Annotated in this window: 24 protein-coding genes; 12 read left to right on the top strand and 12 right to left on the bottom strand. The window is 72.7% G+C overall.

Annotated elements, in window-relative coordinates:
* Positions 1-23: 23 nt before the first annotated feature.
* The 3 genes from IF47_RS0103160 to IF47_RS0103150 form a co-directional block, all read right to left on the bottom strand.
* Entirely contained in the window at positions 24-1,235 is a 1,212-nt protein-coding gene (locus IF47_RS0103160) for a pyridoxal phosphate-dependent aminotransferase (protein WP_031506405.1), read from the bottom strand.
* 109 nt (positions 1,236-1,344) lie between these two features.
* Positions 1,345-3,420 (bottom strand): thioredoxin domain-containing protein, encoded by a 2,076-nt coding sequence (locus IF47_RS0103155; RefSeq protein ID WP_031506404.1) that lies wholly within the window; start codon positions 3,418-3,420, stop codon positions 1,345-1,347.
* A gap of 156 nt (positions 3,421-3,576) precedes the next feature.
* The gene (locus IF47_RS0103150; protein ID WP_031506403.1) at positions 3,577-4,074 is read right to left on the bottom strand and encodes a MarR family winged helix-turn-helix transcriptional regulator; all 498 of its coding nucleotides are present in this window, start codon (positions 4,072-4,074) and stop codon (positions 3,577-3,579) included.
* 263 nt (positions 4,075-4,337) lie between these two features.
* Here IF47_RS0103150 and ilvA point away from each other — a divergent pair, with 263 nt between their 5' ends.
* The 3 genes from ilvA (at position 4,338) to IF47_RS0103135 (ending at position 7,749) form a co-directional block, all read left to right on the top strand.
* Complete coding sequence (gene ilvA, locus IF47_RS0103145) at positions 4,338-5,642, top strand: threonine ammonia-lyase (RefSeq protein ID WP_078591519.1); 1,305 nt, start codon at positions 4,338-4,340, stop codon at positions 5,640-5,642.
* A gap of 236 nt (positions 5,643-5,878) precedes the next feature.
* Entirely contained in the window at positions 5,879-6,889 is a 1,011-nt protein-coding gene (locus IF47_RS0103140; RefSeq protein ID WP_031506401.1) for a daunorubicin resistance protein DrrA family ABC transporter ATP-binding protein, read from the top strand.
* Positions 6,886-7,749, top strand: coding sequence for an ABC transporter permease (locus tag IF47_RS0103135; RefSeq protein ID WP_211257153.1), 864 nt, complete (start codon positions 6,886-6,888; stop codon positions 7,747-7,749). The genes IF47_RS0103140 and IF47_RS0103135 overlap by 4 nt, the downstream gene beginning before the upstream one ends.
* Before the next feature lie 66 nt (positions 7,750-7,815).
* On the opposite strand, the gene greA is transcribed toward IF47_RS0103135, so the two are convergent.
* The gene (gene greA, locus IF47_RS0103130) at positions 7,816-8,313 is read right to left on the bottom strand and encodes a transcription elongation factor GreA (protein WP_031506399.1); all 498 of its coding nucleotides are present in this window, start codon (positions 8,311-8,313) and stop codon (positions 7,816-7,818) included.
* A gap of 140 nt (positions 8,314-8,453) precedes the next feature.
* The gene (locus tag IF47_RS0103125; RefSeq protein ID WP_031506398.1) at positions 8,454-8,864 is read right to left on the bottom strand and encodes a DUF4307 domain-containing protein; all 411 of its coding nucleotides are present in this window, start codon (positions 8,862-8,864) and stop codon (positions 8,454-8,456) included.
* 96 nt (positions 8,865-8,960) lie between these two features.
* Between IF47_RS0103125 and mca the strand changes: the two genes are divergently transcribed.
* Positions 8,961-9,833 carry a mycothiol conjugate amidase Mca gene (gene mca / locus IF47_RS0103120; RefSeq protein WP_031506397.1) on the top strand — a complete coding sequence of 291 codons (873 nt, stop codon included), beginning with the start codon at positions 8,961-8,963 and terminating at the stop codon, positions 9,831-9,833.
* Positions 9,834-9,837: 4 nt separating this feature from the next.
* Entirely contained in the window at positions 9,838-10,053 is a 216-nt protein-coding gene (locus IF47_RS0103115) for a hypothetical protein (RefSeq protein WP_031506396.1), read from the top strand.
* Between the two features lie 195 nt (positions 10,054-10,248).
* On the opposite strand, the gene secD is transcribed toward IF47_RS0103115, so the two are convergent.
* The 4 genes from secD to IF47_RS0103095 form a co-directional block, all read right to left on the bottom strand.
* Positions 10,249-12,567, bottom strand: coding sequence for a protein translocase subunit SecD (gene secD, locus IF47_RS0103110; RefSeq protein WP_051716882.1), 2,319 nt, complete (start codon positions 12,565-12,567; stop codon positions 10,249-10,251).
* 65 nt (positions 12,568-12,632) lie between these two features.
* A complete protein-coding gene (locus tag IF47_RS31380) occupies positions 12,633-13,103 on the bottom strand; it encodes a hypothetical protein (RefSeq protein ID WP_031506394.1) in 471 nt (156 codons plus the stop codon).
* Between the two features lie 95 nt (positions 13,104-13,198).
* Positions 13,199-13,873: a response regulator gene (locus IF47_RS0103100; RefSeq protein WP_031506393.1), complete on the bottom strand. Its 675-nt coding sequence runs from the start codon at positions 13,871-13,873 to the stop codon at positions 13,199-13,201.
* Complete coding sequence (locus tag IF47_RS0103095) at positions 13,870-14,844, bottom strand: HAMP domain-containing sensor histidine kinase (RefSeq protein WP_031506392.1); 975 nt, start codon at positions 14,842-14,844, stop codon at positions 13,870-13,872. The genes IF47_RS0103100 and IF47_RS0103095 overlap by 4 nt, the downstream gene beginning before the upstream one ends.
* A gap of 331 nt (positions 14,845-15,175) precedes the next feature.
* On the opposite strand from IF47_RS0103095, the gene IF47_RS0103090 reads away from it, so the two are divergent.
* From IF47_RS0103090 to IF47_RS0103080, 3 genes are all read left to right on the top strand, one after another.
* On the top strand, positions 15,176-15,502 hold the full coding sequence (locus IF47_RS0103090) for a TraR/DksA family transcriptional regulator (protein ID WP_031506391.1): 327 nt from the start codon (positions 15,176-15,178) through the stop codon (positions 15,500-15,502).
* A 99-nt stretch (positions 15,503-15,601) separates the two neighbouring features.
* Positions 15,602-15,952 carry a TraR/DksA family transcriptional regulator gene (locus IF47_RS0103085; protein WP_031506390.1) on the top strand — a complete coding sequence of 117 codons (351 nt, stop codon included), beginning with the start codon at positions 15,602-15,604 and terminating at the stop codon, positions 15,950-15,952.
* The gene (locus IF47_RS0103080; protein ID WP_051716881.1) at positions 15,949-16,779 is read left to right on the top strand and encodes a rod shape-determining protein; all 831 of its coding nucleotides are present in this window, start codon (positions 15,949-15,951) and stop codon (positions 16,777-16,779) included. Before IF47_RS0103085 ends, IF47_RS0103080 begins: the two co-directional genes overlap by 4 nt.
* A 124-nt stretch (positions 16,780-16,903) precedes the next feature.
* Here the strand turns inward: IF47_RS0103080 and IF47_RS0103075 are convergent, their stop codons facing one another.
* Positions 16,904-18,070, bottom strand: a complete 1,167-nt coding sequence (locus tag IF47_RS0103075) for a cystathionine gamma-synthase (protein WP_031506388.1) — start codon at positions 18,068-18,070, stop codon at positions 16,904-16,906.
* Between the two features lie 37 nt (positions 18,071-18,107).
* Here IF47_RS0103075 and IF47_RS0103070 point away from each other — a divergent pair, with 37 nt between their 5' ends.
* From IF47_RS0103070 to IF47_RS0103055, 4 genes are all read left to right on the top strand, one after another.
* The gene (locus IF47_RS0103070) at positions 18,108-19,301 is read left to right on the top strand and encodes a hypothetical protein (RefSeq protein ID WP_031506387.1); all 1,194 of its coding nucleotides are present in this window, start codon (positions 18,108-18,110) and stop codon (positions 19,299-19,301) included.
* Positions 19,302-19,313: 12 nt separating this feature from the next.
* A complete protein-coding gene (gene msrA / locus IF47_RS0103065; RefSeq protein WP_031506386.1) occupies positions 19,314-19,979 on the top strand; it encodes a peptide-methionine (S)-S-oxide reductase MsrA in 666 nt (221 codons plus the stop codon).
* 102 nt (positions 19,980-20,081) lie between these two features.
* Entirely contained in the window at positions 20,082-20,438 is a 357-nt protein-coding gene (locus IF47_RS0103060; RefSeq protein ID WP_031506385.1) for a DUF6247 family protein, read from the top strand.
* Entirely contained in the window at positions 20,435-20,707 is a 273-nt protein-coding gene (locus tag IF47_RS0103055) for a hypothetical protein (RefSeq protein WP_031506384.1), read from the top strand. The genes IF47_RS0103060 and IF47_RS0103055 overlap by 4 nt, the downstream gene beginning before the upstream one ends.
* Positions 20,708-21,193: 486 nt before the next feature.
* Here IF47_RS0103055 and IF47_RS0103050 read toward each other — a convergent pair whose 3' ends face one another.
* Together IF47_RS0103050 and IF47_RS0103045 are read right to left on the bottom strand one after the other, a co-directional pair.
* Complete coding sequence (locus tag IF47_RS0103050) at positions 21,194-21,541, bottom strand: DUF1330 domain-containing protein (protein WP_031506383.1); 348 nt, start codon at positions 21,539-21,541, stop codon at positions 21,194-21,196.
* Positions 21,542-21,738: 197 nt separating this feature from the next.
* Entirely contained in the window at positions 21,739-22,281 is a 543-nt protein-coding gene (locus tag IF47_RS0103045; RefSeq protein WP_031506382.1) for a type 1 glutamine amidotransferase domain-containing protein, read from the bottom strand.
* Positions 22,282-22,435 lie beyond the last annotated feature (154 nt).

Below are 22,435 nucleotides of genomic sequence, written 5' to 3'. Positions count from 1 at the left end.
CGCTCCCGGTCGGCACCGGAGGATCAGTACTGGCCGTAACCGTCGAGGAAGGTGCCGATCCGCCGCACCGCGTCGGCCAGGTCCTGCGCGGTCGGCAGCGTGACGATGCGGAAGTGGTCCGGCTCGGGCCAGTTGAAGCCCGTGCCGTGGACGACCATGATCTTCTCCTCCCGCAGCAGGTCGAGGACCAGTTGCCGGTCGTCCTTGATCTTGTAGACCTTGGGGTCCAGCCGGGGGAAGAGGTACAGCGCGCCCTTGGGCTTCACACAGCTCACCCCCGGGATGCTCGTGAGCAGCTCGTACGCGACGTCGCGCTGCTCCAGCAGCCGCCCGCCCGGCAGCACCAGGTCGTTGATCGACTGCCGTCCGCCCAGCGCGGCGGCCACCGCGTACTGAGCCGGCATGTTGGCGCACAGCCGCATGTTGGCCAGGATCGTCAGGCCCTCGATGTAGCTGGCGGCATGGGTCTTGGGGCCGCAGACGGCCATCCAGCCGCAGCGGTATCCGGCCACCCGGTAGGCCTTGGAGAGACCGTTGAAGGTGATCGTCAGCAGGTCCGGGGCGACGGCGGCCGTGGGGGTGTGGGTGGCGCCGTCGTAGAGGATCTTGTCGTAGATCTCGTCGGAGTAGACGATCAGATCGTGCCGGCGCGCTATGTCCGTCAGGCCGCGCAGCATTTCCTCGTCGTAGACGGCGCCGGTCGGGTTGTTGGGGTTGATGACGACGATCGCCTTGGTGCGGTCGGTCACCTTGCGCTCGATGTCGGCGAGGTCGGGCATCCAGTCCGCCTGCTCGTCGCAGCGGTAGTGCACCGCCGTGCCGCCGGACAGGGAGACCGAGGCCGTCCACAGCGGGTAGTCCGGCGCGGGCACCAACACCTCGTCGCCGTCGTCGAGCAGCGCCTGCATCGACATCTGGATCAGCTCGGAGGCGCCGTTGCCGATGTAGACGTCCTCGACGTCCAGCTCGATGCCCTTGGTCTGGTAGTGCTGCGCCACCGCGCGCCGGGCCGAGAGCAGGCCCTTGGCGTCGCCGTAGCCGTGCGCCGACCCCACGTTGCGCAGCACGTCCTCGAGGATCTCGGGCGGGCACTCGAAGCCGAAGGGCGCGGGATTGCCGGTGTTGAGCTTGAGGATGCGGTGACCCGCCGCCTCAAGCCGCATGGCCTCCTCGAGCACCGGACCCCGGATCTCGTAGCAGACATTGGCGAGCTTCGTCGACTGGATCACCTGCATACGGGCCACTGTACGGGCGGTTCGCGAGGGGCGCCCCGTGTTCTTCCCCACGCGGGTGACGACGACGCCCCCCGGCCCGGACCGATGGCCCCGCCCGAGTCGCCGTCCGTCACGCCCTGACGGCCTCCGCCGTCCCCACCGCCTCGGCCAGCTCCTCCGGCTCGGCCGTGGGCAGGCCGCACACGAAGTGCCGGCAGACGTACGCCGCCGGGCGGCCGTCCAGCAGCGGCCGGTCCCGCAGCAGCGGCGTGGTCTCCTCCGCCTCCGGCTCTCCGACGGCCACCACCGCGCCGGGCGCGCCGGCCAGCAGGGCGGTGCGGTGCAGCGCGGCGGTGGCGGGATCGCCGGCCGGGCCGACCACCGCGATCTCGCGCGGCCCGTCGAGGGCGGCCTCGGCGGCGGCCAGCCCCCAGCCGATGAAGCGCGGCGCGCGGGGGGCCAGCGCTCGCACCACGCCCAGCGCCCGCTCCGCCGCCTCGCGGTGGCGGGCGCTGCCGGTGTGGGCGGCATAGGTCAGCAGGGCCGCGGCGGCGGCCGTCCAGCCGGAGGGGGCGGCGTTGTCGGTGGGGTCCTGGGGGCGGCGGATGAGCCGCTCGGCGTCGTCGGCGGTGTCGTACAGGGTGCCGTCGGGTGCCGTGAAGTGGTCGAGCACGGCGTCCAGGAGAACACCGGCCAACTCCAGCCAGCAGGTCTCGCCGGTCACCGCGTACAGGGCGAGGAAGCCCTCGGCCACGTCGCCGTGGTCCTCGAGCACCCCGGCGCCGGGGCCCGCCTTCCCGTCGCGGGAGGTGCGCGCCAGACGTCCGCGCGCGTCGAGGTGGACGGCGATCAGCAGGTCGGCGGCGGCGACGGCCGCCTCGGTCAGGTCGGGACGGTCGAAGTAGGCGCCGACCTCGGCGAGCGCCGCGATCGCCAGCCCGTTCCAGGCGGCGACGACCTTGTCGTCCCGGCCGGGACGCGGGCGTCGGGAGCGGGCGTCCAGCAGTCGACGGCGCACGGACTCGATCCGCTCGGCGTCCACGGGCCCGTCGGTGTCGGGCAGCCGGAGGACGGAGGCCCCCTCCTCGAAGGTGCCCTCCTCGGTCACCCCGAAGTAGGCGGCGGCCAGGTCGGCGTCATCCTCGCCGAGGACCTCGCGCAGTTGCGCGGGCGTCCAGACGTAGTACGCGCCCTCCTTGTGGGGGCCGCCGGTGCCGCTCTCCCCGTCGGGCACGGGGCTGTCGGCGTCCAGGGCGGAGGCGAACCCGCCCTGGGGGGTGCGCAGTTCACGGACCATGAAGTCCGCGGTGTCCAACGCGACCCGCCGCGCCCGCTCGCTGCCGGTGGCCCGCCACAGGTGCGCGTAGACCCGGCACAGCAGGGCGTTGTCGTAGAGCATCTTCTCGAAGTGGGGCACCACCCACCTCGCGTCCACCGAGTAGCGGGCGAAGCCGCCGCCGAGCTGGTCGTGGATGCCGCCGCGGGCCATGGCCTCGCAGGTGGCCTCGACCATCTGCAGCGCGCCCTCGGAGCCGGTGCGGGCGTGGTGGCGCAGCAGGAACTCCAGCACCATCGACGGCGGGAACTTGGGCGCGCCGCCGAAACCGCCGTACACGGAGTCGAACTCGCGGGTCAGCGCCAGCAGCGCGGCGCCCAGCTCGTCCGGGCCGGGCGGCCGGGGGCGGGTGCCCTCGGCGTACCCGATGCCCCGTCCCGCCAGCTCGCCCACGATCCGCCCCGCGACCTCGGCGACCTCTTCCCGACGGTCGGTCCACGCGGCGTGGACGCCCTCCAGCACCTGCCGGAACGACGGCATGCCGTGCCGGGGCACGGGCGGGAAGTAGGTGCCGAAGTAGAAGGGCTCGCCGTCGGGGGTGAGGAAGACGGTCATGGGCCAGCCGCCCTGCCCGGTGGCGGCCTGGACCGCCTCCATGTACACGGCGTCCACGTCCGGGCGTTCCTCGCGGTCGACCTTGACGGACACGTAGTGGGCGTTGAGGTAGGCGGCGGTGGTCTCGTCGGCGAAGGACTCCTCCGCCATCACGTGACACCAGTGGCACGAGCTGTAGCCGACGCTGAGCAGCACCGGCACGTCCCGCCTCCGCGCCTCCTCGAACGCCTCGGGCGACCAGGGCCACCAGTCGACCGGGGTGTCGGCGTGCTGGAGGAGGTAGGGGGACGTCTCGGCGGCGAGTCGGTTGGCCATGTCCCCATCCTGCCCCCTCGGGGCCCCTCACCGGGAACCGCGGCGCGGCCTCGGCACGGTTCCCGGCGCGGTCCGCGGTCCGCGGGTCGTGGGCCGCCCGGCGACGGGGACGCCGGGCGGCCGTGCCCCGTGGCGGGTTCGCGTGGGGCGCAGTGGTCAGGAGTGTGTCGCCTGGAGCTCCGACAGGGCCTGGTTGAACCGGGTGAGCAACTCGCAGAAGGTCGTCCGTTCGTCCTCGCTCCACTCCTGCGTCAGCAGCGCCATCAACTCGCGCCGCGAGGCGCGCACCTGCTCCAGGCGCGAGATGCCGCGCGGGGAGAGCCGGAGGACGACCGCGCGCCCGTCGTCGGGGTGCGAGGTGCGTTTGACGAGACCGGACTCCACCAGCGGCGCCACCTGACGGGTCACGGTCGAGGAGTCGATCCCCATGCCCGTGGCGAGCGCCTTGACGCCTGTGGGTCCGTCCTGGTCGAGCCGGTTGAGCAGGAGATAGGCGGCCCGGTCCATGGAGTTGCGGGCCTGTCCGACACCGCCGAGCCGGGTCTGTTCCGCGCGGCGCGCGAAGAGGGCGACCTGGTGCTGGAGGGCGTCGAGGAGGGCGTCGGCCCCCGCCGGGGCCTCGTCCTGGTCCTGGGGGGCGGTTGTGGGGGGCATGCTGGCCTGCACGCTTGTCTCGCTCGTTTCGTCGTAGGGGGGGTGGGCGGTCGTCATGTCCGGATGCGTGGGCATGGCCGGTTGCTCGCTTCTTCGGAAGTACGGGAGTACGACGGTCTGAGGGTTTGCCACAGAGTACGCGGATCGGGCCCGCCCCGTACGGGCGCCGGAGGAATAGGTCGGGGACGGTTCGGAGCACCGCAGGTGGGCGCCACGGACCGGTCCGGACGCCCGAGGCGGCGTCGGGCTGCCAGACTGGCGACATGGTTGCCAGTCCTGCCCGACACACCGATTCCGGCCCTCGTTCCGACACCGATTCCGGCACCGATTCCGACCCCGTTTCCGGCACGGTCTCCGCCGACGTTCCGGCCCTCACCCTCGACGACATAAGGGCCGCCCGGAAGACGCTCTCCGGGGTGGCCCGGGTGACGGCGCTGGAGGGCAGCCGTCACCTGAGCGAACTGGTGGGCTCGCCGGTCCACCTCAAGTGCGAGAACCTCCAGCGCACCGGTTCGTTCAAGGTGCGCGGCGCGTACGTGCGGATCGCCGCGATGTCCGCCGAGGAACGCTCCCGCGGAGTCGTCGCGGCCAGCGCGGGCAACCACGCGCAGGGCGTCGCCCTGGCCGCCTCGTTGCTCGGGGTGCGCTCGACGGTCTTCATGCCGATGGGCGCGCCGCTGCCGAAGATCGCGGCGACCCGCGACTACGGCGCCCGGGTGCGGCTGCACGGACACGTGGTGGACGAGACGCTGCGGGCGGCGCGGGACTACGCGGCCGAGACCGGCGCGGTGTTCATCCACCCCTTCGACCACCCCGACATAGTGGCCGGCCAGGGCACGGTCGGGCTGGAGATCCTGGAGCAGTGCCCCCAGGTGCGCACGATCGTGGTCGGGGTCGGCGGCGGCGGGTTGGCGGCCGGGGTGGCGCTGGCGGTGAAGACGCTCCGCCCGGACGTGCGGGTGATCGGGGTGCAGGCGGAGGGCGCGGCGGCGTACCCGCCGTCGCTGGCCGCCGGGCGGCCGGTGGCGCTGGAGTCGATGGCGACGATGGCGGACGGCATCAAGGTCGGGCGGCCCGGCGATGTGCCGTTCAAGATCGTCGACGAGCTGGTCGACGAGATCCGCACGGTCTCCGAGGACGCGCTCTCCAGCGCGCTGCTGCTCTGCCTGGAGCGGGCCAAGCTCGTCGTCGAGCCGGCCGGGGCCAGTCCCGTGGCGGCCCTGCTGACCTCTCCGACCTCCTTCGAGGGGCCGGTGGTGGCCGTGCTCTCCGGCGGCAACGTCGATCCCCTGGTGCTCCAGCGGACGCTGCGGCACGGCATGGCGGCGGCGGGCCGGTACCTGTCGCTGCGGCTGCGGCTGACCGACCGTCCCGGCGCCCTGGCCGCGCTGCTCGGGGAGCTGTCGGTGGCGGACGCCAACGTCCTGGACGTGAGCCACGTGCGGACCGATCCCCGTCTCGGGCTCACGGAGGCGGAGGTGGAGCTGCACCTGGAGACCAAGGGGCCGGAGCACTGTGCCGAGGTGACGGCGGCGCTCCGCCGCGCCGGTTACACGGTGACGGGGTGAGACGCACCCGTCCCGCGCGGGTCGGCGGGCGGCACGCGCCGCAGCGCGTTGACGCGACATATCGCGTTGCTGCATAGTGCTGCTCCGCGGTCGCGTCCATGTCGCGTCCGTGTGCTCGCCCCACCGGAGACGGCCGGCGGCGGACGTGCCTCGCACACGTCCCCTTCCGCCCACCCCTCCGGACCGCCCGTCCACACCATCCATCCAGACCACCCATCCACCCATGGGAGACCTCCATGCCAGGTGCCATCCACGCCGAGGGGCTGGTCAAGACCTTCGGCGACGTCAGGGCTCTGGACGGCGTCGACCTCGACGTCCCCGAAGGCACCGTGCTGGGCCTGCTGGGGCCGAACGGCGCCGGGAAGACCACCACCGTCCGCGTGCTGACCACCCTGCTGCGGCCCGACAGCGGTCGCGCGGTCGTGGCGGGGATCGACGTCCTCGCCCAGCCCCACCAGGTGCGTCGCTCCATCGGCCTGTCTGGGCAGTTCGCCGCCGTCGACGAGTACCTGACAGGCCGCGAGAACCTGCGAATGGTCGGCCGCCTCTACCAGATGTCCGCGCGCGACGCGAAACGGCGGGCGGACGAACTGCTGGAGCGGTTCAACCTCGCCGACGCCGCCGACCGGATCGCCAAGACCTACTCGGGCGGCATGCGCCGCCGACTCGACCTCGCCGCCGCGCTCGTGGTCAGCCCGCCGGTGATGTTCATGGACGAGCCGACCACCGGCCTGGACCCCCGCAACCGTCAGGCGCTGTGGGAGGTCATCGAGGAGCTGGTCTCCGGCGGCACCACGCTGCTGCTGACCACCCAGTACCTGGAGGAGGCCGACCGCCTCGCCCACGACATCGCGGTCGTCGACCACGGCAAGGTCATCGCCCGCGGCACCTCCGACGAGCTCAAGGCGCGGATCGGCGGCGAGCGCATCGAGGTGGTCGTCCACGACCGCGACACCATCCGCACCGCCGAGGAGGTCCTGCGCGGCCTGGGCCGGGGGGCGGTCGCCATCGAGGAGCACACCCGCAAGCTGACCGTCCCGGTGGTCGGCGGCGCCAAGCTGCTCGCCGAGGCCATCCGGGAACTGGACGGTCGGGGGGTCGAGATCGACGACGTCGGCCTGCGCCGCCCGACCCTCGACGACGTGTTCATCTCGCTCACCGGTCACGCCCCCGAGGAAGCCACCGGCGGCGGCGAGGACACCGAGAGCAGCCGAGAGACCACCGGGCGGAAGGAGCCCGTCAAGTGAGCACCACCACCGACCTGGCCTCCAGGACACAGGCCCCCACGTCGGGCGGCGGCGGCATCCGCCAGTCCGTGACGGACTCGCTGGTCATCGCCCAGCGGAACCTGCTGCGGATGCTCCGCATCCCGGAGATGATCATTTTCGGCCTCATCCAGCCGATCATGTTCGTCGTGTTGTTCAGCTACGTCTTCGGCGGATCGATCAACATCCCCGGCGCCGGGCTGGACCCGGACGCCTACCGCGAGTTCCTCATGGCGGGCATCTTCGCCCAGACGGTCACCTTCGCCACGGCCGGCGCGGGCGCGGGCATCGCCGAGGACATGCACAAGGGCCTCATCGACCGCTTCCGCTCCCTGCCGATGACGCGCGGCGCGGTCCTCACCGGCCGCACCCTCGCCGACCTCGTCCAGACCACGCTGACCCTGGTGGTGCTGGCGATCGTGGCGCTGCTCGTCGGCTGGCGGGCCCACGAGGGCGTCCTCAAGGCGCTGGCGGGCTTCGGGCTGCTGCTCCTGCTGGGCTACGCCTTCACCTGGATCGGCGCGTTGATCGGCCTGTCGGTGCGCACCCCGGAGGCGGCGACCTCCGGCGGACTGATCTGGCTGTTCCCGCTGACCTTCATCTCGATCGCCTTCGTGCCGTCCGAGAACATGCCCTCGTTCCTCCAGCACGTGGCGGAGTGGAACCCGTTCAGCGCGACCGTGCTGGCGGCCCGCGAACTCTTCGGGAACCTCCCGGCGGGGTACCAGGCGCCCGACGCCTGGCCCATGCAGAATCCGGCGCTCGCCTCGCTGCTGTGGTCGGCACTGATCATCGTGGTCTTCCGCACACTGGCGGTGCGCAAGTACCGATCGGCCGGCTGACCGGCCCCGCGTCAATCGGCCTCCGGTCCCGCCTTCCGCGGGCCGGAGGCCATGTCGTCCGACGAGTCAGCTCCGGTACGGCTTGGCGGCCAGGATCTTCACCGACGCCATCTTGCCGTTCGGCAGCTCGTACCGCGCCTCGTCCCCGACCTTCTTGCCGTTCACACCCGTGCCCAGCGGGGACTGCGGCGAGTAGGTCTCCACATCCGAGCTCGCGTACTCGCGGGAGGCGAGGAGGAAGGTCAGCTTGTCGTCCTCGTCACCGTCGAAGGCGACGGTGACCACCATGCCGGGCTCCACCACTCCGTCGTCCGCCGGAGGCTCGCCGACCTTGGCGTTCTCCAGCAGCTGGGTGAGCTGGCGTACCCTCAGCTCCTGCTTGCCCTGCTCCTCCTTGGCCGCGTGGTAACCACCGTTCTCACGGAGGTCGCCCTCCTCGCGGGCCGCCTCGATCTTCTTCGCGATCTCGGCGCGGGCAGGACCCGACAGGTACTCCAGCTCGGCCTTGAGCTGGTCGTACGCCTCCTGGGTGAGCCAGGTGACGTTGTCGCTGGTCTGGGTCACAGGTGCTCCTCGTCGGTACTCGGGATATAAAGCAACGCCCTACCCGGAAGGGTGCGCCTTCATGGGTGGGCGAAACCACGAGCCTAACAATTCCGGCGGAAAAGGGAAGAAGGGCAGCCGCCGGAGGCTCGGGAAGATCGTCAGCTTCCGTCGGCCGTCGTACAGCCGGCCAGCCGCGCCGTGGCGGCCCGGTCCGTGGTCCGTACGGTGACCACCTTGTCGATTCTGGTCCGCTCCTGGTCGAAGGTGAAGTCGGCCCGGCCGACCTCGCCGCCGTCCCCCGCCACGGCGCTGAGGGTGCACACCCCCGTGACGCCCTCGTCCTTGCGGATCTCCAGGTGGACGGCGACCTCCCGGTCGGAGGTCACGTCGAATTTGATCAACTCGCCGCTGACCTTCGTTCCGGTGATGTACGACACTCCGAACCAGCCGATGACCCCCAGGAACACCACGCCCAGCACGGCGCCGACCAGCTTCAACACGCGATCCGCGCGCTCGTCCGCGGAGCGCCCGTAGCGCTCCCGGGTGAGCTTGTCGTGTGCCGAGGCCATGGTCACGTCCTGTCGGTCCTATCGGGAATACAAGCGGATACCGCTTCCGTCACTATAGAAGCCGTCTCCCGTGACCAGCCAATGAGGGATCGAGCCTTGACTGAACAGCTCAGACTGATGGCCGTGCACGCGCACCCCGACGACGAGTCGAGCAAGGGCGCGGCGACCATGGCGAAGTACGTGTCCGAGGGGGTGGACGTGCTGGTCGTGACCTGTACGGGCGGAGAGCGCGGTTCCATCCTCAACCCCAAGCTCCAGGGCGATCCCTACATCGAGGAGCACATCCACGAGGTCCGGGCCAAGGAAATGGCCGAGGCCCGCGAGATCCTGGGCGTGAAGCAGGAGTGGCTGGGCTTCGTCGACTCCGGTCTGCCCGAGGGCGACCCGCTGCCCCCACTGCCGGAGGGCTGCTTCGCCCTCCAGGACGTGGCGGAGGCGGCCGAGCGCCTGGTGCGGCTGATCCGTTCCTTCCGGCCGCACGTCGTCACGACCTACGACGAGAACGGCGGCTACCCGCACCCGGACCACATCATGACCCACAAGATCACGGTGGCGGCCTTCGACGCCGCGGGCGACCCCGAGCGGTACCCGGAGGCGGGCGAGCCCTGGCAGCCGCTGAAGCTCTACTACAACCAGGGCTTCAACCGGCGTCGCACCCTCGCCCTCCACGAGGCGATGCTGGAACGCGGCCTGGAGTCCCCCTACGGCGAGTGGCTCAAGCGCTGGGACGAGTCCGAGCGGCCCGACCGCACGCTGACGACGTTCGTGCCCTGCGCGGACTTCTTCGAGGTCCGGGACAAGGCGCTGATCGCCCACGCCACCCAGATCGATCCCGACGGCGGCTGGTTCAAGATCCCGCTGGAGCTCCAGAAGGAGGTCTGGCCGACGGAGGACTACGAGCTGGCGAAGTCCCTGGTGGACACCTCCCTCCCCGAGGACGACCTCTTCGCGGGTATCCGGGACAATTGACGTCATGAGCCCGTCCACCTCCCTCGCACTGACCCACGCCTCCGGCCTCGTCGACCTCGCCAAGGAGTTCGACGAGAACAAGGTGACGCCAGGGGTCCTCGGCTTCCTGGTCTTCGCCGTGCTGGGCGTGGCCGTCTGGATGCTGATGAAGTCGATGACCCGCCGCATCGGGAAGGTCTCCTTCGAGGAGCAGCCCTCCGGGGATCCGAAGCGGTCCTGAGCACCGGCGCCGCCCGGTCCCGGGCCGGGCGGCGCGTCGAAGAGCACCGGCCGAACCGTCGAAGGCGCCGTCCCACACCCGGCGGGTGTGGGACGGCGCCTTCGGCATGTCTTCGGCGTGTCTTCGGCGTGGCCTTCGACGCGGTGCCGACCGCGTGGTCCGGCGCGGCGACCACCGCGCCGGACCACGCCCTTGTCACACCAGGGCGCCGGTGTCGCCGGGCCTCCTCCGCTCCGTCGACCGGCGGCTCTGGCGGGCCATGGTGGCGACGGACGACTTCCCGCCCTTGGTGGGCGGCGGGGCGCTGCTGCGGGCCTCCAACTCGATGGCGAGGGGGGTCGCGGTGAACATCGAGGACCAGGTGCCCACCACGATGCCGACCAGCAGGGCCAGGGCGAAGTCGGTCAGGGAGTCGCCGCCCAGCACGGCCAGCGCGGCCAGGATGAACAGCGCGCCCATGCCGGTGTTCACGGTGCGGGGCACGGTCTGGAGGATCGCGGTGTTGGCCACCTTCGCGAAGGGGGTCTTCCGGTTGGCGCCCCACAGCTCGCGGACCCGGTCGAAGACCACCACCGAGTCGTTGACCGAGTAGCCGATCACGGTGAGCAGCGCGGCCAGGAACACCCCGTCGATCGGCTTGCCCAGCCAGGCGAAGACGCCGATGAGGACCAGCACGTCGTGGACCATCGCGGCGACCGCCGCCGCTCCGAAGGTCCACCGGAACCGGATGGCCAGGTAGAGCATCTGCGCGGCCAGGGCGATACCGAGGGCGATCAGGGCGTTGCGGCGCAGCTCGTCGCCGAGGCTGGGACCGATCAGCTCGTCGCGGATCTTCTCCGTGTCCCCGCCGAGCTCCTCGATCGCCTCGGTGACCTTGGTCTCCTCGGCGTTGGACAGTTCGTCGACGCGCACCGTGATGTCGTCCTCGCCGGAGGTCTGGACGACGGCGCGGGGGAAGCCCGCGTCGGCCAGCTCGGAGCGGGCCTCCTCCGGGTCGACGGGGGTGGTGGTGGAGTACTCGATCAGCCGTCCGCCGGTGAACTCCACCCCGAAGTTCAGCCCGCGGACCGCGATGCCCGAACCGGCCAGGACGACCGCGGCGAGGGAGATCACCAGCCAGCGCCGACCGTGGCGCATCAGGTCCGGCTGCCGTTCGTTGAGCCACTCCCGCACCTTGCCCACCCGGGCGACGCCGGTGACCGCGGGACGCTTGCGGATCGCCTTCCGGGCGGTGACGAACTCCACCAGCACCCGGGTGATGATCAGAGCGCTGATCATGGAGGCGATCACACCGATGGACAGCGTCACACCGAAGCCGCGCACCGGGCCGGAGGCGAAGAAGAACAGCAGGCCGGCGGCGAGCAGCGTGGTGATGTTGGAGTCGGCGATGGCGCTGAAGGCGTTGCGGAAGCCCTCCGTCACGGCGGTGCGCAGGCTCCTGCCGCCGCGCGCCGCGTACTCCTCGCGGGCTCGTTCGAAGACCAGCACGTTGGCGTCCACGGCCATGCCGATCGCCAGCACGAAACCGGCCAGGCCCGGCAGGGTGAGGGTGGCTCCCAGCGCGACCAGCGCGGCGTAGGAGATAAGCCCGTAGCAGGCCAGGGCGATGGCGGCGAGGAAGCCCAGGAGCCAGTAGACGGAGATGATGAACAGCGCGGTCAGCGCCGTTCCGATGACGGCGGCCCAGGCGCTGGCCTCGATGGCCTCCTTGCCCAGCGTCGGGCCGACGGTCCGCTGCTCGATGAGCTCCACCGGCACCGGCAGGGCGCCGCCGTCGATGAGGAGGGCCAGCTCCTTGGCCTCCTCCTGGCTGAAGCTGCCGGTGATCTGCGTGGATCCGCCGGCGATGCCGACGTCACAGGCGACCGAGGGGTCGACCTGTGGGGAGGAGATGACCTTGTCGTCCAGGACGATCGCGACCCGGCGCTTGGGGTCGCCGGCCGGGGAACAGGCGGCCTGGCCGGTCAGCTCGGCCCAGGCGTCCTTCCCCTTGCCCCGCAGGTCGATGGTGACGAACCAGCCGCCGCCGGTCTGCTGGTCGAGCTGGGCCTCGGCGTCCTCCACCTCCGCCCCGGTGAGCTCGGTCGGCCCCAGCCGCAGCCGCTCCCCGGACTCGTCGGCCAGGATGCGCTCCTTGTCCTTCGCCTTCTCGTCCGGTCCGGCGATGCCGAGGACGGGGTGGAAGGAGAGCTGGGCGGTGCGGCCGAGGACCTCGGCGGCCTCGCGCGGGTCCTGCACGCCGGGCAGCTCGACGATGATCCGGTTGTCCCCGGACCGGGCGATGCCGGGCTCGGAGACGCCCAGCGCGTCGACCCGGCGGCGGAGCACCTCCAGGGTGCGGTCGGTGGCCTCCCGGTCGGCCTCGGCGGTGGGCGAGTCGCGGGTCTCCAGCACGATCTGGGTACCGCCTCGCAGGTCGAGGCCGAGGCGTGGGGACGTGGTGAGGGTGAGATAGACGGACAAGGCGACGACGGCGAGGGCGATGAGCGCTCTCACCAGGTTGGCGCGTTTCAAGGGGGGAAGCCTCCAGCGGGGCGCCGCGGCCGGATCGGCAGCGGTGAAGACGGAACGAGGGAACGTCAGGGGCCCGGTGGAGACGGCGGCGCCCGGCCCGGGTGCCGCTTGGTGTGCGGGGGGTTGCCGGCGGCGTCCGGGGGCACCTCGGACGGGCGCGCGCCCCGGGTGGGCCTGGGCGGGTGGGCCCGGCCCGGCAGGGTGGCGCCGCCCGGGTGCGCGGCGTGTCGCTCCCCGGCGGCGTCCCGGTACAGCAGCGGCGGCCGTTCGCATCCGACCGCGCACGGCGCGGCGACGACGTACGGGAGGGAGGCGAGGGACGCGGGGGAGCCGGGGTCCCCGGCGGCCGGGGCGCCGTGCGCGCCCTCCGTCCGGGAGGTGCCGCCGACCGCCGCGACGGAGGGGGCCAGGCCCCCCAGCAGGAGGGCCAGCAGCGCCAGGAGCACACCGGACGCCCCGCCGTGCGGACGCGCGTCCACGCCCGTCCGCCCCGCCCGTCCCGGTCGAGGGGAGGGCGCGGTGGTCCGCTGGGCCATGCCGCCTCCTCCTCGGGCGTTCTGGGCGTTCCTCGGGCGGACCGGCCGCCCCGTGCGGGGGCGGTCGGGTCGGACGCGCGGGCGGCGTCCGCGGGTCAGGGTTCGATCAGCCCCGCCCGAATGGCGTAGCGGGTCAGTTCCAGACGGTCGCGCATCCCGAGCTTGTGCAGCATGTTCGCACGGTGGCGCTCGACAGTCTTGACGCTGATGACCAGTGTTTCGGCGATCTCCTTGGAGGAGTGTCCCTCCGCGACCAGTTTGAGCACTTCCTCCTCGCGGGCGGTGAGCACCCGGTCCGGGACGTCCTCGCCCTGCCGGACCCGGTCGAGGTAGCTGCGGATCAACGCGGTGACCGCTCCGGGGTAGAGGAACGGCTCGCCGCGCACCGCCGCCCGGCACGCCTCGACCAGGTCCCGGTCGGCGACGGACTTCAGCACGTACCCGGAGGCCCCGGCCTTGAGCGCCTCGAAGAGATACTGCTCGTTGTCGTACATGGTCAGCATCAGGATGCGCAGGCCGGGGTGGCGGGCGGACAGCTCGCGGGCCGCCTGCAGACCGGTCATCCGCGGCATGGCGACGTCGAGGACGGCCAGGTCGACGGGGTGCTCGCGGGCCGCGGCGACGGCCTCGGCGCCGTCCCCGGCCTCGGCGACCACCGTCAGGTCCGGTTCGCCGTCGAGGATGAGCCGCACGCCGCGCCGGACCAGGGCGTGGTCGTCGGCGAGCAGGATGCGGGTCGGGCCCTTCTCCTCCGGGGTGGTGTCGGTCATGCGGACGCCTCCGTCGTCTCCTCGCCGTCCTCGGTGGGCACGGACAGTCGCACCCGGGTGCCGTCGCCGGGGCGGGAGTCGACCTCCAGGGTGGCGCCGACGAGCAGCGCGCGTTCGCGCATGCCCCGGATGCCGGCGCCCTCGCGGGCCAGTCCGATCCCCCGGCCGTCGTCGGTCACGCTCAGCTCCACCCCGTCGTCGGTGCGCCGCAGCCCCACTTCGACGCGCTCGGCGTCGGCGTGGCGGGCGACGTTGGTCAGGCTCTCCTGTGCGACACGGTAGAGCACGAGCTCCCTCTCCCGGTCCAGTGCCGGCAGATCGGTGCCGAAACGACGCCGCACGATCAGCCCGGTATGGGTGGAGAAGTCCCCGGCCAGCGCGGTCAGCGCGCTGATCAGACCGAGGTCCTCCAGCACTCCGGGGCGCAGCCGGCGGGCGAGGCGCCGGACTTCGTCCAGGCTCTCGCGCGTGGTCTCCTGGGCGTGCTGCAACTCCTCGCGCAGCTCCTGGTCGGGGGTGCGGTCCGCGGCCCGCTTCAACTCCAGCAGGACGGCCGTCATGCTCTGCCCGACCTCGTCGTGGAGCTCCTGGGCGATGCGGCGCCGCTCGGCCTCCTGGGCGGACAGCGCACGGGCGCTGCTGGTCGCGCGCTCGGTCTCCAGTCGGTCGAGCATCTCGTTGAAGGCGCGGATCAGATCGGCGACCCCGCCCTGTCCGGTCACCGGCAGCCGCTGCCCCGGGCGGAGCAGGTCGACCGTGGTCATCAGGCGGGCCAGCCGGTCCAGCGGGGCCAGGCCGACGCGCAGCAGCGCGGCGTTGGCCACCAGCATGACGGCCAGGCCGCCCACCAGGACGACGGCCTCGGTGAGCAACACGGGCACCGAAACGGTCACCGGCGCCCACAGCAGCAGCGCGGTGGCCACGCCGAGCACCAGCGCGTTGAGCCCGAAGATCCGCCAGAACAGGGACACGGCGCGTACGACCTCCTCGTTCACCTGCCCCCAACTATCCGCCACGTCCGCGGTCGGCCGTCGTCTTCCGTATCCCGGCGTCCCGTGGTTCCCGGCGTCCCGCGGTCCCCGGTTCCCCGAGGGGCGCCCGCCGGCCGCGCGGGCCCCTCCGCCCGCCCGTGGGGGACGTACAGCCTCGCCCCCCGTACAGATGGGTGCCGTCACCTATGGCCATCGCGCGGCGCGCCGCCCATGGTGGAGAGGACAGGGGGCGTGCGGCCCCACGCCACGGCGGGCCGCGCGCCCTCCCCCTGTTCCCCGTCGTCTCTCCCACGGAAAGGACCAGACCGCGATGACGATCGACGCGGCCCGCGCCCAGGACCCTCCCGAACGCCTCTCCACGCACGACGCCCGGCAGCGGCTGGAGCACGAGCGCAACTCGCGCCTCTCCCAGTTGAACGCGCTGGCGGCCAGTGAGCACCACGCGGCCGACGACCTGCTGTCGGTCCAGCTCGACGCCATCCAGCGGGTGCTGAAAGAGATCGACCTCGCCTTCGAGCGGCTCGACGCCGGCACCTACGGGACCTGCCAGGGCTGCTCGACCGCCATTCCGGTCGAGCGACTGGAGATCCTGCCCTACGCACGCTGCTGTGTCGGCTGCCAGCGGCGCACGGCCTGACGGAGCGCCTCGCCGGGAGTGCGGACGGCCGACTCCCACCCTCCGCGCCCCGGCGCTCCCTCCCCACACTCCCCCGCGCTCCACAGAGGACGTGAAGCAGTGAACAACCAGGTCGCCGGCGCCGTCGGCGCCGCACTCACTCCCCGGGAACTGGCCACGCTCCGGGACGACCTGGAAGAGCAACGCCGGTTCCGCATCGACCAGCTGCGGGAGTTCTCCCGTGCCCGGGAGGAACCGCACACGGCCGGCCGGACCGAGGTCGAGGTCAGGATCGTGGCGTCCGCCCGCATGGTCCTCGCCGACGTGGAGGAGGCCCTGGAGCGGATGGACCGGGGGCACTACGGCGTCTGCCTGCGGTGCGCGCGTCCCGTCCCCTTCCACCTGCTGGAGATCGTGCCGCAGGCCCGGTACTGCGCCCCCTGCCGGCAGAGCGGGGAGGCGGGACGGTGACCCCCTCCTCCCTGCTGCCGCCCCTGCGCGACAGAGCGTGGCCGGTGCGCCGGCCGTCCCCGGGGCTGGCGGTCGACCTCGGCAGCGCCCGCACCCGGATGTGGCTGCCCGGCCGGGGCCTGATCGCCGACGCCCCCACCGTGGTCTCGCCCGGCCCCGACGGCACCCATCCCGTGCAGCGCGGCAGCGTCGTCGACGTCGAGGGGGCCGCGCGGCTCCTCGACCGTCTGCTGACCGATCCCCCGCACCACCCCGGCCACCGCCCCGTGGTCGTCCTCGCCACCCCCGTGCTCTGCGACGACGAGCACCGCGCCGCCGCGCTGACCGCCCTGGAGGTCCTCCGGCCCCGTACGGTCCTGACCATCGACAGCGTCCGGGCCGTCGCCCTGGGCGCGAGCGCCGACCTGAGCGAACCGCTGCTGGTCGTGGACATCGGGGCCCACCTCACCGAGGTGGCGCTGCTCGTCGACGGCGCGGTCGTCACCGCCCACCGCACCCCGCTGGGCACCACCGACCTGGACGAGATCACCACCGCCGCCGCCCTCGCCGACTCGGTCGTCGAGACGGTGATCGACATCCTGCGCGACGACCCCACCGCGTGGACGCTCGACGCCCTGGAGCGCGGCGTGCTGCTGTCGGGCGGCGGCGCGCGACGCCCGGAGGTCGTGCACCATCTGGCCCGCCGGCTGCGCGCCCCCGTCCAACCGGCGCCCGCGCCCCACACCGCCGCCGTGCGCGGCGCGGCGGCGGAGCTGGTCGCGGCGCGCGACCGCCCCACGCCCGTGTCCTCTCCCTCTCCCTCTCCCTCTCCCGACGCCTCACGGTGACGCGCCCCCAAGGGCTGCGCGGGAACGGGTCGGAACGCGGAAGCGGACCGCGGCGAGTTCGCCGCGGTCCGTTTCCGTTCCGTGCCCGCCCGGTGGTCGGCGGCCCCGCCCCGAAGGGGCGTGCTCAGCCGAGCGCCCGGTTCAGGTCCTCCACCAGGTCGTCGATCGCCTCGATGCCGACCGACAGCCGCACCAGGTCCCCCGGCACCTCCAGCGCCGAGCCCGCCGCCGAGGCGTGGGTCATCCGGCCCGGGTGCTCGATCAGGGACTCCACCCCGCCCAGCGACTCGCCGAGCGTGAACAGCTCCGTCCGGTTGCAGACCTCGACGGCCGCCTCCTCGCCGCCTGCGACCTGGAAGGACACCATCCCGCCGAAGTCGCGCATCTGCTTGGCGGCCACCTCGTGCCCGGGGTGGGAGTCCAGACCCGGGTAGTACACCCGGGTGACCTTCGGGTGGGCGGACAGCAGCTCGGCGATCCGGGCGGCGTTGACGCAGTGCCGGTCCATGCGCACCGCCAGGGTCTTGATGCCGCGCATCACCAGCCAGGAGTCGAACGGCCCGGCGATGGCGCCCATCGCGTTCTGGTGGAAGGCCAGCTCCTCGCCCAGGGCCGTGTCGGCGGTGATCAGCGCGCCGCCGACCACGTCGGAGTGGCCGCCCATGTACTTGGTGGTGGAGTGCACCACGACGTCCGCGCCGAGCGCGAGCGGCTGCTGGAGGTAGGGGCTGGCGAAGGTGTTGTCCACCACCAGTCGGGCGCCCGCCGTCCGGGCCACTTCGGCGACGGCGGCGATGTCGGTGATGCCCAGCAGCGGGTTGCTCGGGGTCTCCACCCAGATGGCCTTGGTGCGCGGTCGCAGCGCGGCGCGCACGGCCGCCGGGTCGGAGGAGTCGGCCACCGACCACTCCACGCCCCACCGCTCGGCGACCTTGGCGAAGAGCCGGAAGGTGCCGCCGTAGGCGTCGTTGGGGATGACGACGTGGTCGCCGGGCGTCAGCAAGGTCCGCAGCAGGCAGTCCTCGGCGGCCAGCCCGGAGGCGAAGGCCAGACCCCGTCGGCCGCCCTCCAGGGCGGCGAGGTTCTCTTCCAGGGCGGTGCGTGTCGGGTTGGCGCTGCGGCTGTACTCGTAGCCGCCGCGCAGACCCCCCACCCCGTCCTGCTTGAACGTGGACACCTGGTGGATGGGGGTCACCACCGCCCCGGTGGCGGCGTCGGGCTCCTGCCCGGCGTGGATGGCAAGGGTTTCGAAATGCTGTACCGCGTTCCGGTCCGCGTGCTGATCGCTCATGGTCACGAGCCTAGTGGGCGGGCCGTACGGTGGAGACATGGAAGCGCTGCTGTTCCTCGTCGCCATCGCCGCCGTCATCGGACTCCTGATCGTGCCCGCGGTCCGCCGCCGCAGGGAACTGAGGGACAACGGGGGGTTCCCGGTGCGGGTCGCCGAACCCGACCGGTACGGCTTCGTGCCGCCCGACCGGCTGGACGTACGGCTGCCGGGGCCGGACCGGGAACTGGTCGAGGCGCTGGAGGAGACCCAGCGGACCCAGGACTGGCGGCCCGTCGCCCGGCTCCTCGCCCTGACCGACGACGACCCGGAGCTGCGCTGGCAGCGCGTCCAGTCCCTGGCGGGCGCGGCGGCGGTGGAGCTGGCGCACGCGCGGACGGCCCCGGCGGCCGAGGGGCGGCCCCCGGCGGAGCACTCCGCCCTCTCCCTCTCCAAGGACGCCCGGGAGCCCGGCGCCCCGGTCGCGTCCCGTGACGCGCGCTGGCTGCGCGACTGGCGCGCCTCGTCCCCCCGGGACGCGGGCTGCGCCCAGGTGTACGCGCAGTTCCTGGTCTGGCAGGCGCTCGGCGACACCGGTTCGGCGGACCGGCGGATCATCCTGGAGGAGGCCCGCGACATCGCCCGCGAGGCGTCCCGACTGGCCCCGGCCGACCCCACCTCGCGCATCGTGGAACTGTTCGCCGCCCGCGCCGCGGGGGTGCGCCGCGCCGACTTCGAGGCGCTGTGGGAGGAGGTCCGCAGGCGGGCGCCGCACCACATGGGCGCGCACCTGGTGGCGCTTCCGTACTGGTCCGCCAAGGGCCAGGGCTCCCGCGAGGACGCCTACGCCTTCGCTCAGCGGGCGGCCGGCGAGGCCCCCGAGGGCACCCTGCTCCCGGCGCTTCCCCTCTTCGCCGTCTACGACCACCTGCCCGAGGCCAACATGGTGAGCGGCCTGTACCGGAGCGCGGTCGTTGAGCAGGCCGTCGCGGGCGCCCAGTACGCCCTCCACCACGCCCCCGACGACCACCCGGTCGCCCCGCACGTGCGCCATCTGCTGCTGTGCTTCCTGGTGCGCGGCGAGCGGTACGCGGAGGCCATGGAACAGGTGCGGGCCGTCGACGGTTATGTCGGTGCGGTGCCGTGGGTCGACGGCGGCGATCCCGCGGCGGAGTACGCGGCGTACCGCGCCCTGGCGGTCGCCGGCTACGAGAGCCGGGGCGGCGACGCGGCGCACACGCCGCCGACACACTGACGAGAGGTGAGCATGCTGTTCGGCTACCACAAGACCTCCCTCCCCACCCCGGAGGAGGCCCTCAAGGGCCGCCCGGAGCGTCCCTTCCCCGTCCCGGAGGCCCACACGGTCCTGGGCAACCCCCTCCTGGGCCCCTACCCGGACGGCTTGGAGGTCGCGGACTTCGGCCTGGGCTGCTTCTGGGGCGCCGAGCGGACGTTCTGGCGGACGCCGGGCGTGTGGACGACCCTGGCCGGCTACCAGGGCGGCCACACCGAGAACCCGACGTACGAGGAGGTCTGCTCGGGTCTGACCGGCCACACGGAGGTCGTCCGCGTCGTCTTCGACCCGTCGCGGGTCTCGTACGAGGCGCTGCTGAAGCTCTTCTGGGAGTCCCACGACCCCACGCAGGGCTTCCGGCAGGGCAACGACGTGGGCACCCAGTACCGCTCGGCGGTCTACACCCACTCCCCGGCCCAGCAGGCCGCCGCGGAGGCTTCCCGCGACGCCTACCAGTCGGTCCTGACGGCCTCGGGCTACGGCGCGATCACCACGGAGATCCTCCCCGCCGACACCCGCCCCTTCTACCCGGCGGAGTCCTACCACCAGCAGTACCTGGACAAGAACCCCGGCGGCTACTGCGGCATCGGCGGCACGGGCGTGAGCTGCCCGGTGGGCGTGGCCACGGCCGAGGGCTGACCCACCCGGCCGTCCGCCGTCACCACCCGTTCGGACGACGGCGGACGGCTTCCGCCGGATACGCTGCCCGCAGCGAGCAGAATTCCGCCTATGGGAGACGCCATGACCACCTCTGCCGCAGAGCGACCGCTCATCCCCCAGCCGCCCGCCACCGTGGCGGCACTGCGGCAGGCCGTCGCCCAGATCGCGCCGGCGGCCCTCCCCGCCTTCTCCCGGGAACTGGACCAGGCCGCCGACCAGGCACGACAGGGCTCCGATCTCGCACCGCTGCGGCGCTTCGTCGCCCAGTGGGCCGTCTACGTCCACATTCAGCGCCAGCCGCGTCTCGCGGAGCGGCTGCGGAACCTGGAGGAACTCGCCGCCACCGGCGACGCCGGTCAGGCCCGCGAGGCGGCCTCCGAGATCGGCCGCATCCTGGACGACGCACACGCCGCACTCTCCACCTCGCACCGGCGGTGAGCGGCACCTGGCACTGGGAGTACGACCCGGACGGCGCCCACGTCACCGACGGCGTGCCGGACGAGATCGTCACCGAGGTGGAACGCCTCGCCACCCAGCTCACCGAACTGGCCGACATGGGCGTCGACATCAGCGACATGGGCAACGGGCCACGGTCCGGAGGACTGCGCCGCATGGACGCGGCCGGTGGGTGGTTCTACTTCCTGGCCTCCCCTCGGGACTGTCTGATCATCGTCGTGAGGATCGTCCCGCCCTTCGACCATCTGTGAACGGTGGTGGGCGGGAGACTCCCACCACCGGCAGCACCTCGACCGCGGCGGAGACGGCCGCCGCGGCATCGGCGGCACGGGCGTGAGCTGCCCGGTGGGCGTGGCCACGGCCGAGGGCTGACCGGAACGGGCACGTCCGACGCACTGAGGGTGGGGCCTCCGACGGGGCCCCACCCATCGGTCTTTCCGCCCTTTTCTCCCACCGCCGAGGATCCGCACCTCAGAAGTGGCTCAAATCACTGGCTCTGAGCCAGTCATCAGCGAGACCATCTCCCTGAGGCTGGTCGCGGCCGGCGGGAAGCCGCCGTGACGACGCCCGGGAGACGGGCCGTGACGGAGACGCGCCGCGGCTCGGACGGTATGTCGGTGCCGAGGTGTGGTGGCCGGTACGGGGGTACGGCCACCACGCCCCGGCCGTCGGGGCTCGTCGCTCCCCCGCGCCCCGGCGGGTCGGCACCGCCCCGTGGCTCGTGCGGAGCGATGGGTTCAGGCGCCCGCCGCCCGCCGCAGCTCCTCGATCCTCCGCCTCGGGTGGTGGTCGGGGCCGACGCCCTCCACCAGGAAGGCCGTGCTGTCGATGTGGTCGGTCCGCAGCGACAGGATCTCCTGGTACGCCTCGGAGGCGTACCAGGCGCGGGCCTGTTCCATCCCGGGGAACTCGATCACCACCACGCTCTCCGGCCGCTCGCCCTCGTGGACCTCCAGGGCGCCTCCGTGGACGAGGAAGCGGCCGGAGTAGGGGGCGAGGGTGTCCTGAACGCGTTCCAGGTAGGCGATGACGTCCGGGTGGGCGCCGGGGTGGTTGTGGTGCTGGGCGATGGCATAGGCCGTCATGGCTCCTCCTGCGTGGCCGTGGGTGTCGGCCGCATCGGCGCGTGGGCGCGACCGCGGTGGTGCCGATGCTGCCCCGCCCCGGTGCGGGAGTCGATGACCCGCGAGGTCATGCGCGAGGCGGTCGCGAGGCGATGGAGGAGCGGCCCGCCCCGGCCCGGATTCCGGGCTGGGACGGGCCGGGGTGGGGCCGGGTCGGGTCAGGCCGAGACGGTGGAGAACTCCCGCAGGAACGCCGTGTCGAACGCCTTCAGGTCGTCCGGCATGCGGCTGGTGATCAGGGTGTTCGGTCCGTTCGTGCAGACCGAGACCTCCTCGTCGACCCAGTTGCCGCCCGCGTTGCGGATGTCCGTTCGCAGGCTGGGCCAGGAGGTGATCCTGCGGTCGCGCACCACGCCCGCCTCGATCAGCGTCCACGGCCCGTGGCAGATCGAGGCGACCGGCTTGCCGGCCTGGAAGAAGTCCCGGACGAAGGCCACGGCCTTCTCGTCCGTCCGCAGCATGTCGGGGTTGGCGACACCTCCGGGGAGTACCAGGCCGTCGAAGTCCTCGACCCGCGCCTCGGCGACCTGCTGGTCCACCGGGAAGGTGTCGGCCTTGTCGAGGTGGTTGAACGCCTGGATCCGTCCGCCCTGCGTGGAGAGCAGGGTCGGCGTCCCTCCGGCGTCCTTCACGGCCTGCCAGGGGTCGGTCAGCTCGACCTGCTCCACGCCCTCCGGGGCCACGAGAAAGGCGACCTTCACGTCTGCCACGTCCTTTCGACGGTTCGGTCCTCGTTCACAACTCCCCCGTACTCGCTCGGCTCCCCGCCACGGGCCGCCTTATGCGGGGTTCTCCCGATTTTCGGGATATCGCCGGTTTCCGGGCCGTCATGGCCGTGGCGCCCGTCACGGCCGA

Source organism: Streptomyces megasporus (assembly GCF_000718985.1).
Lineage (GTDB): Bacteria > Actinomycetota > Actinomycetes > Streptomycetales > Streptomycetaceae > Streptomyces > Streptomyces megasporus.
Note: the sequence above shows the minus strand (reverse complement) of the source record. Positions and strands in the feature narration are given on the sequence as shown.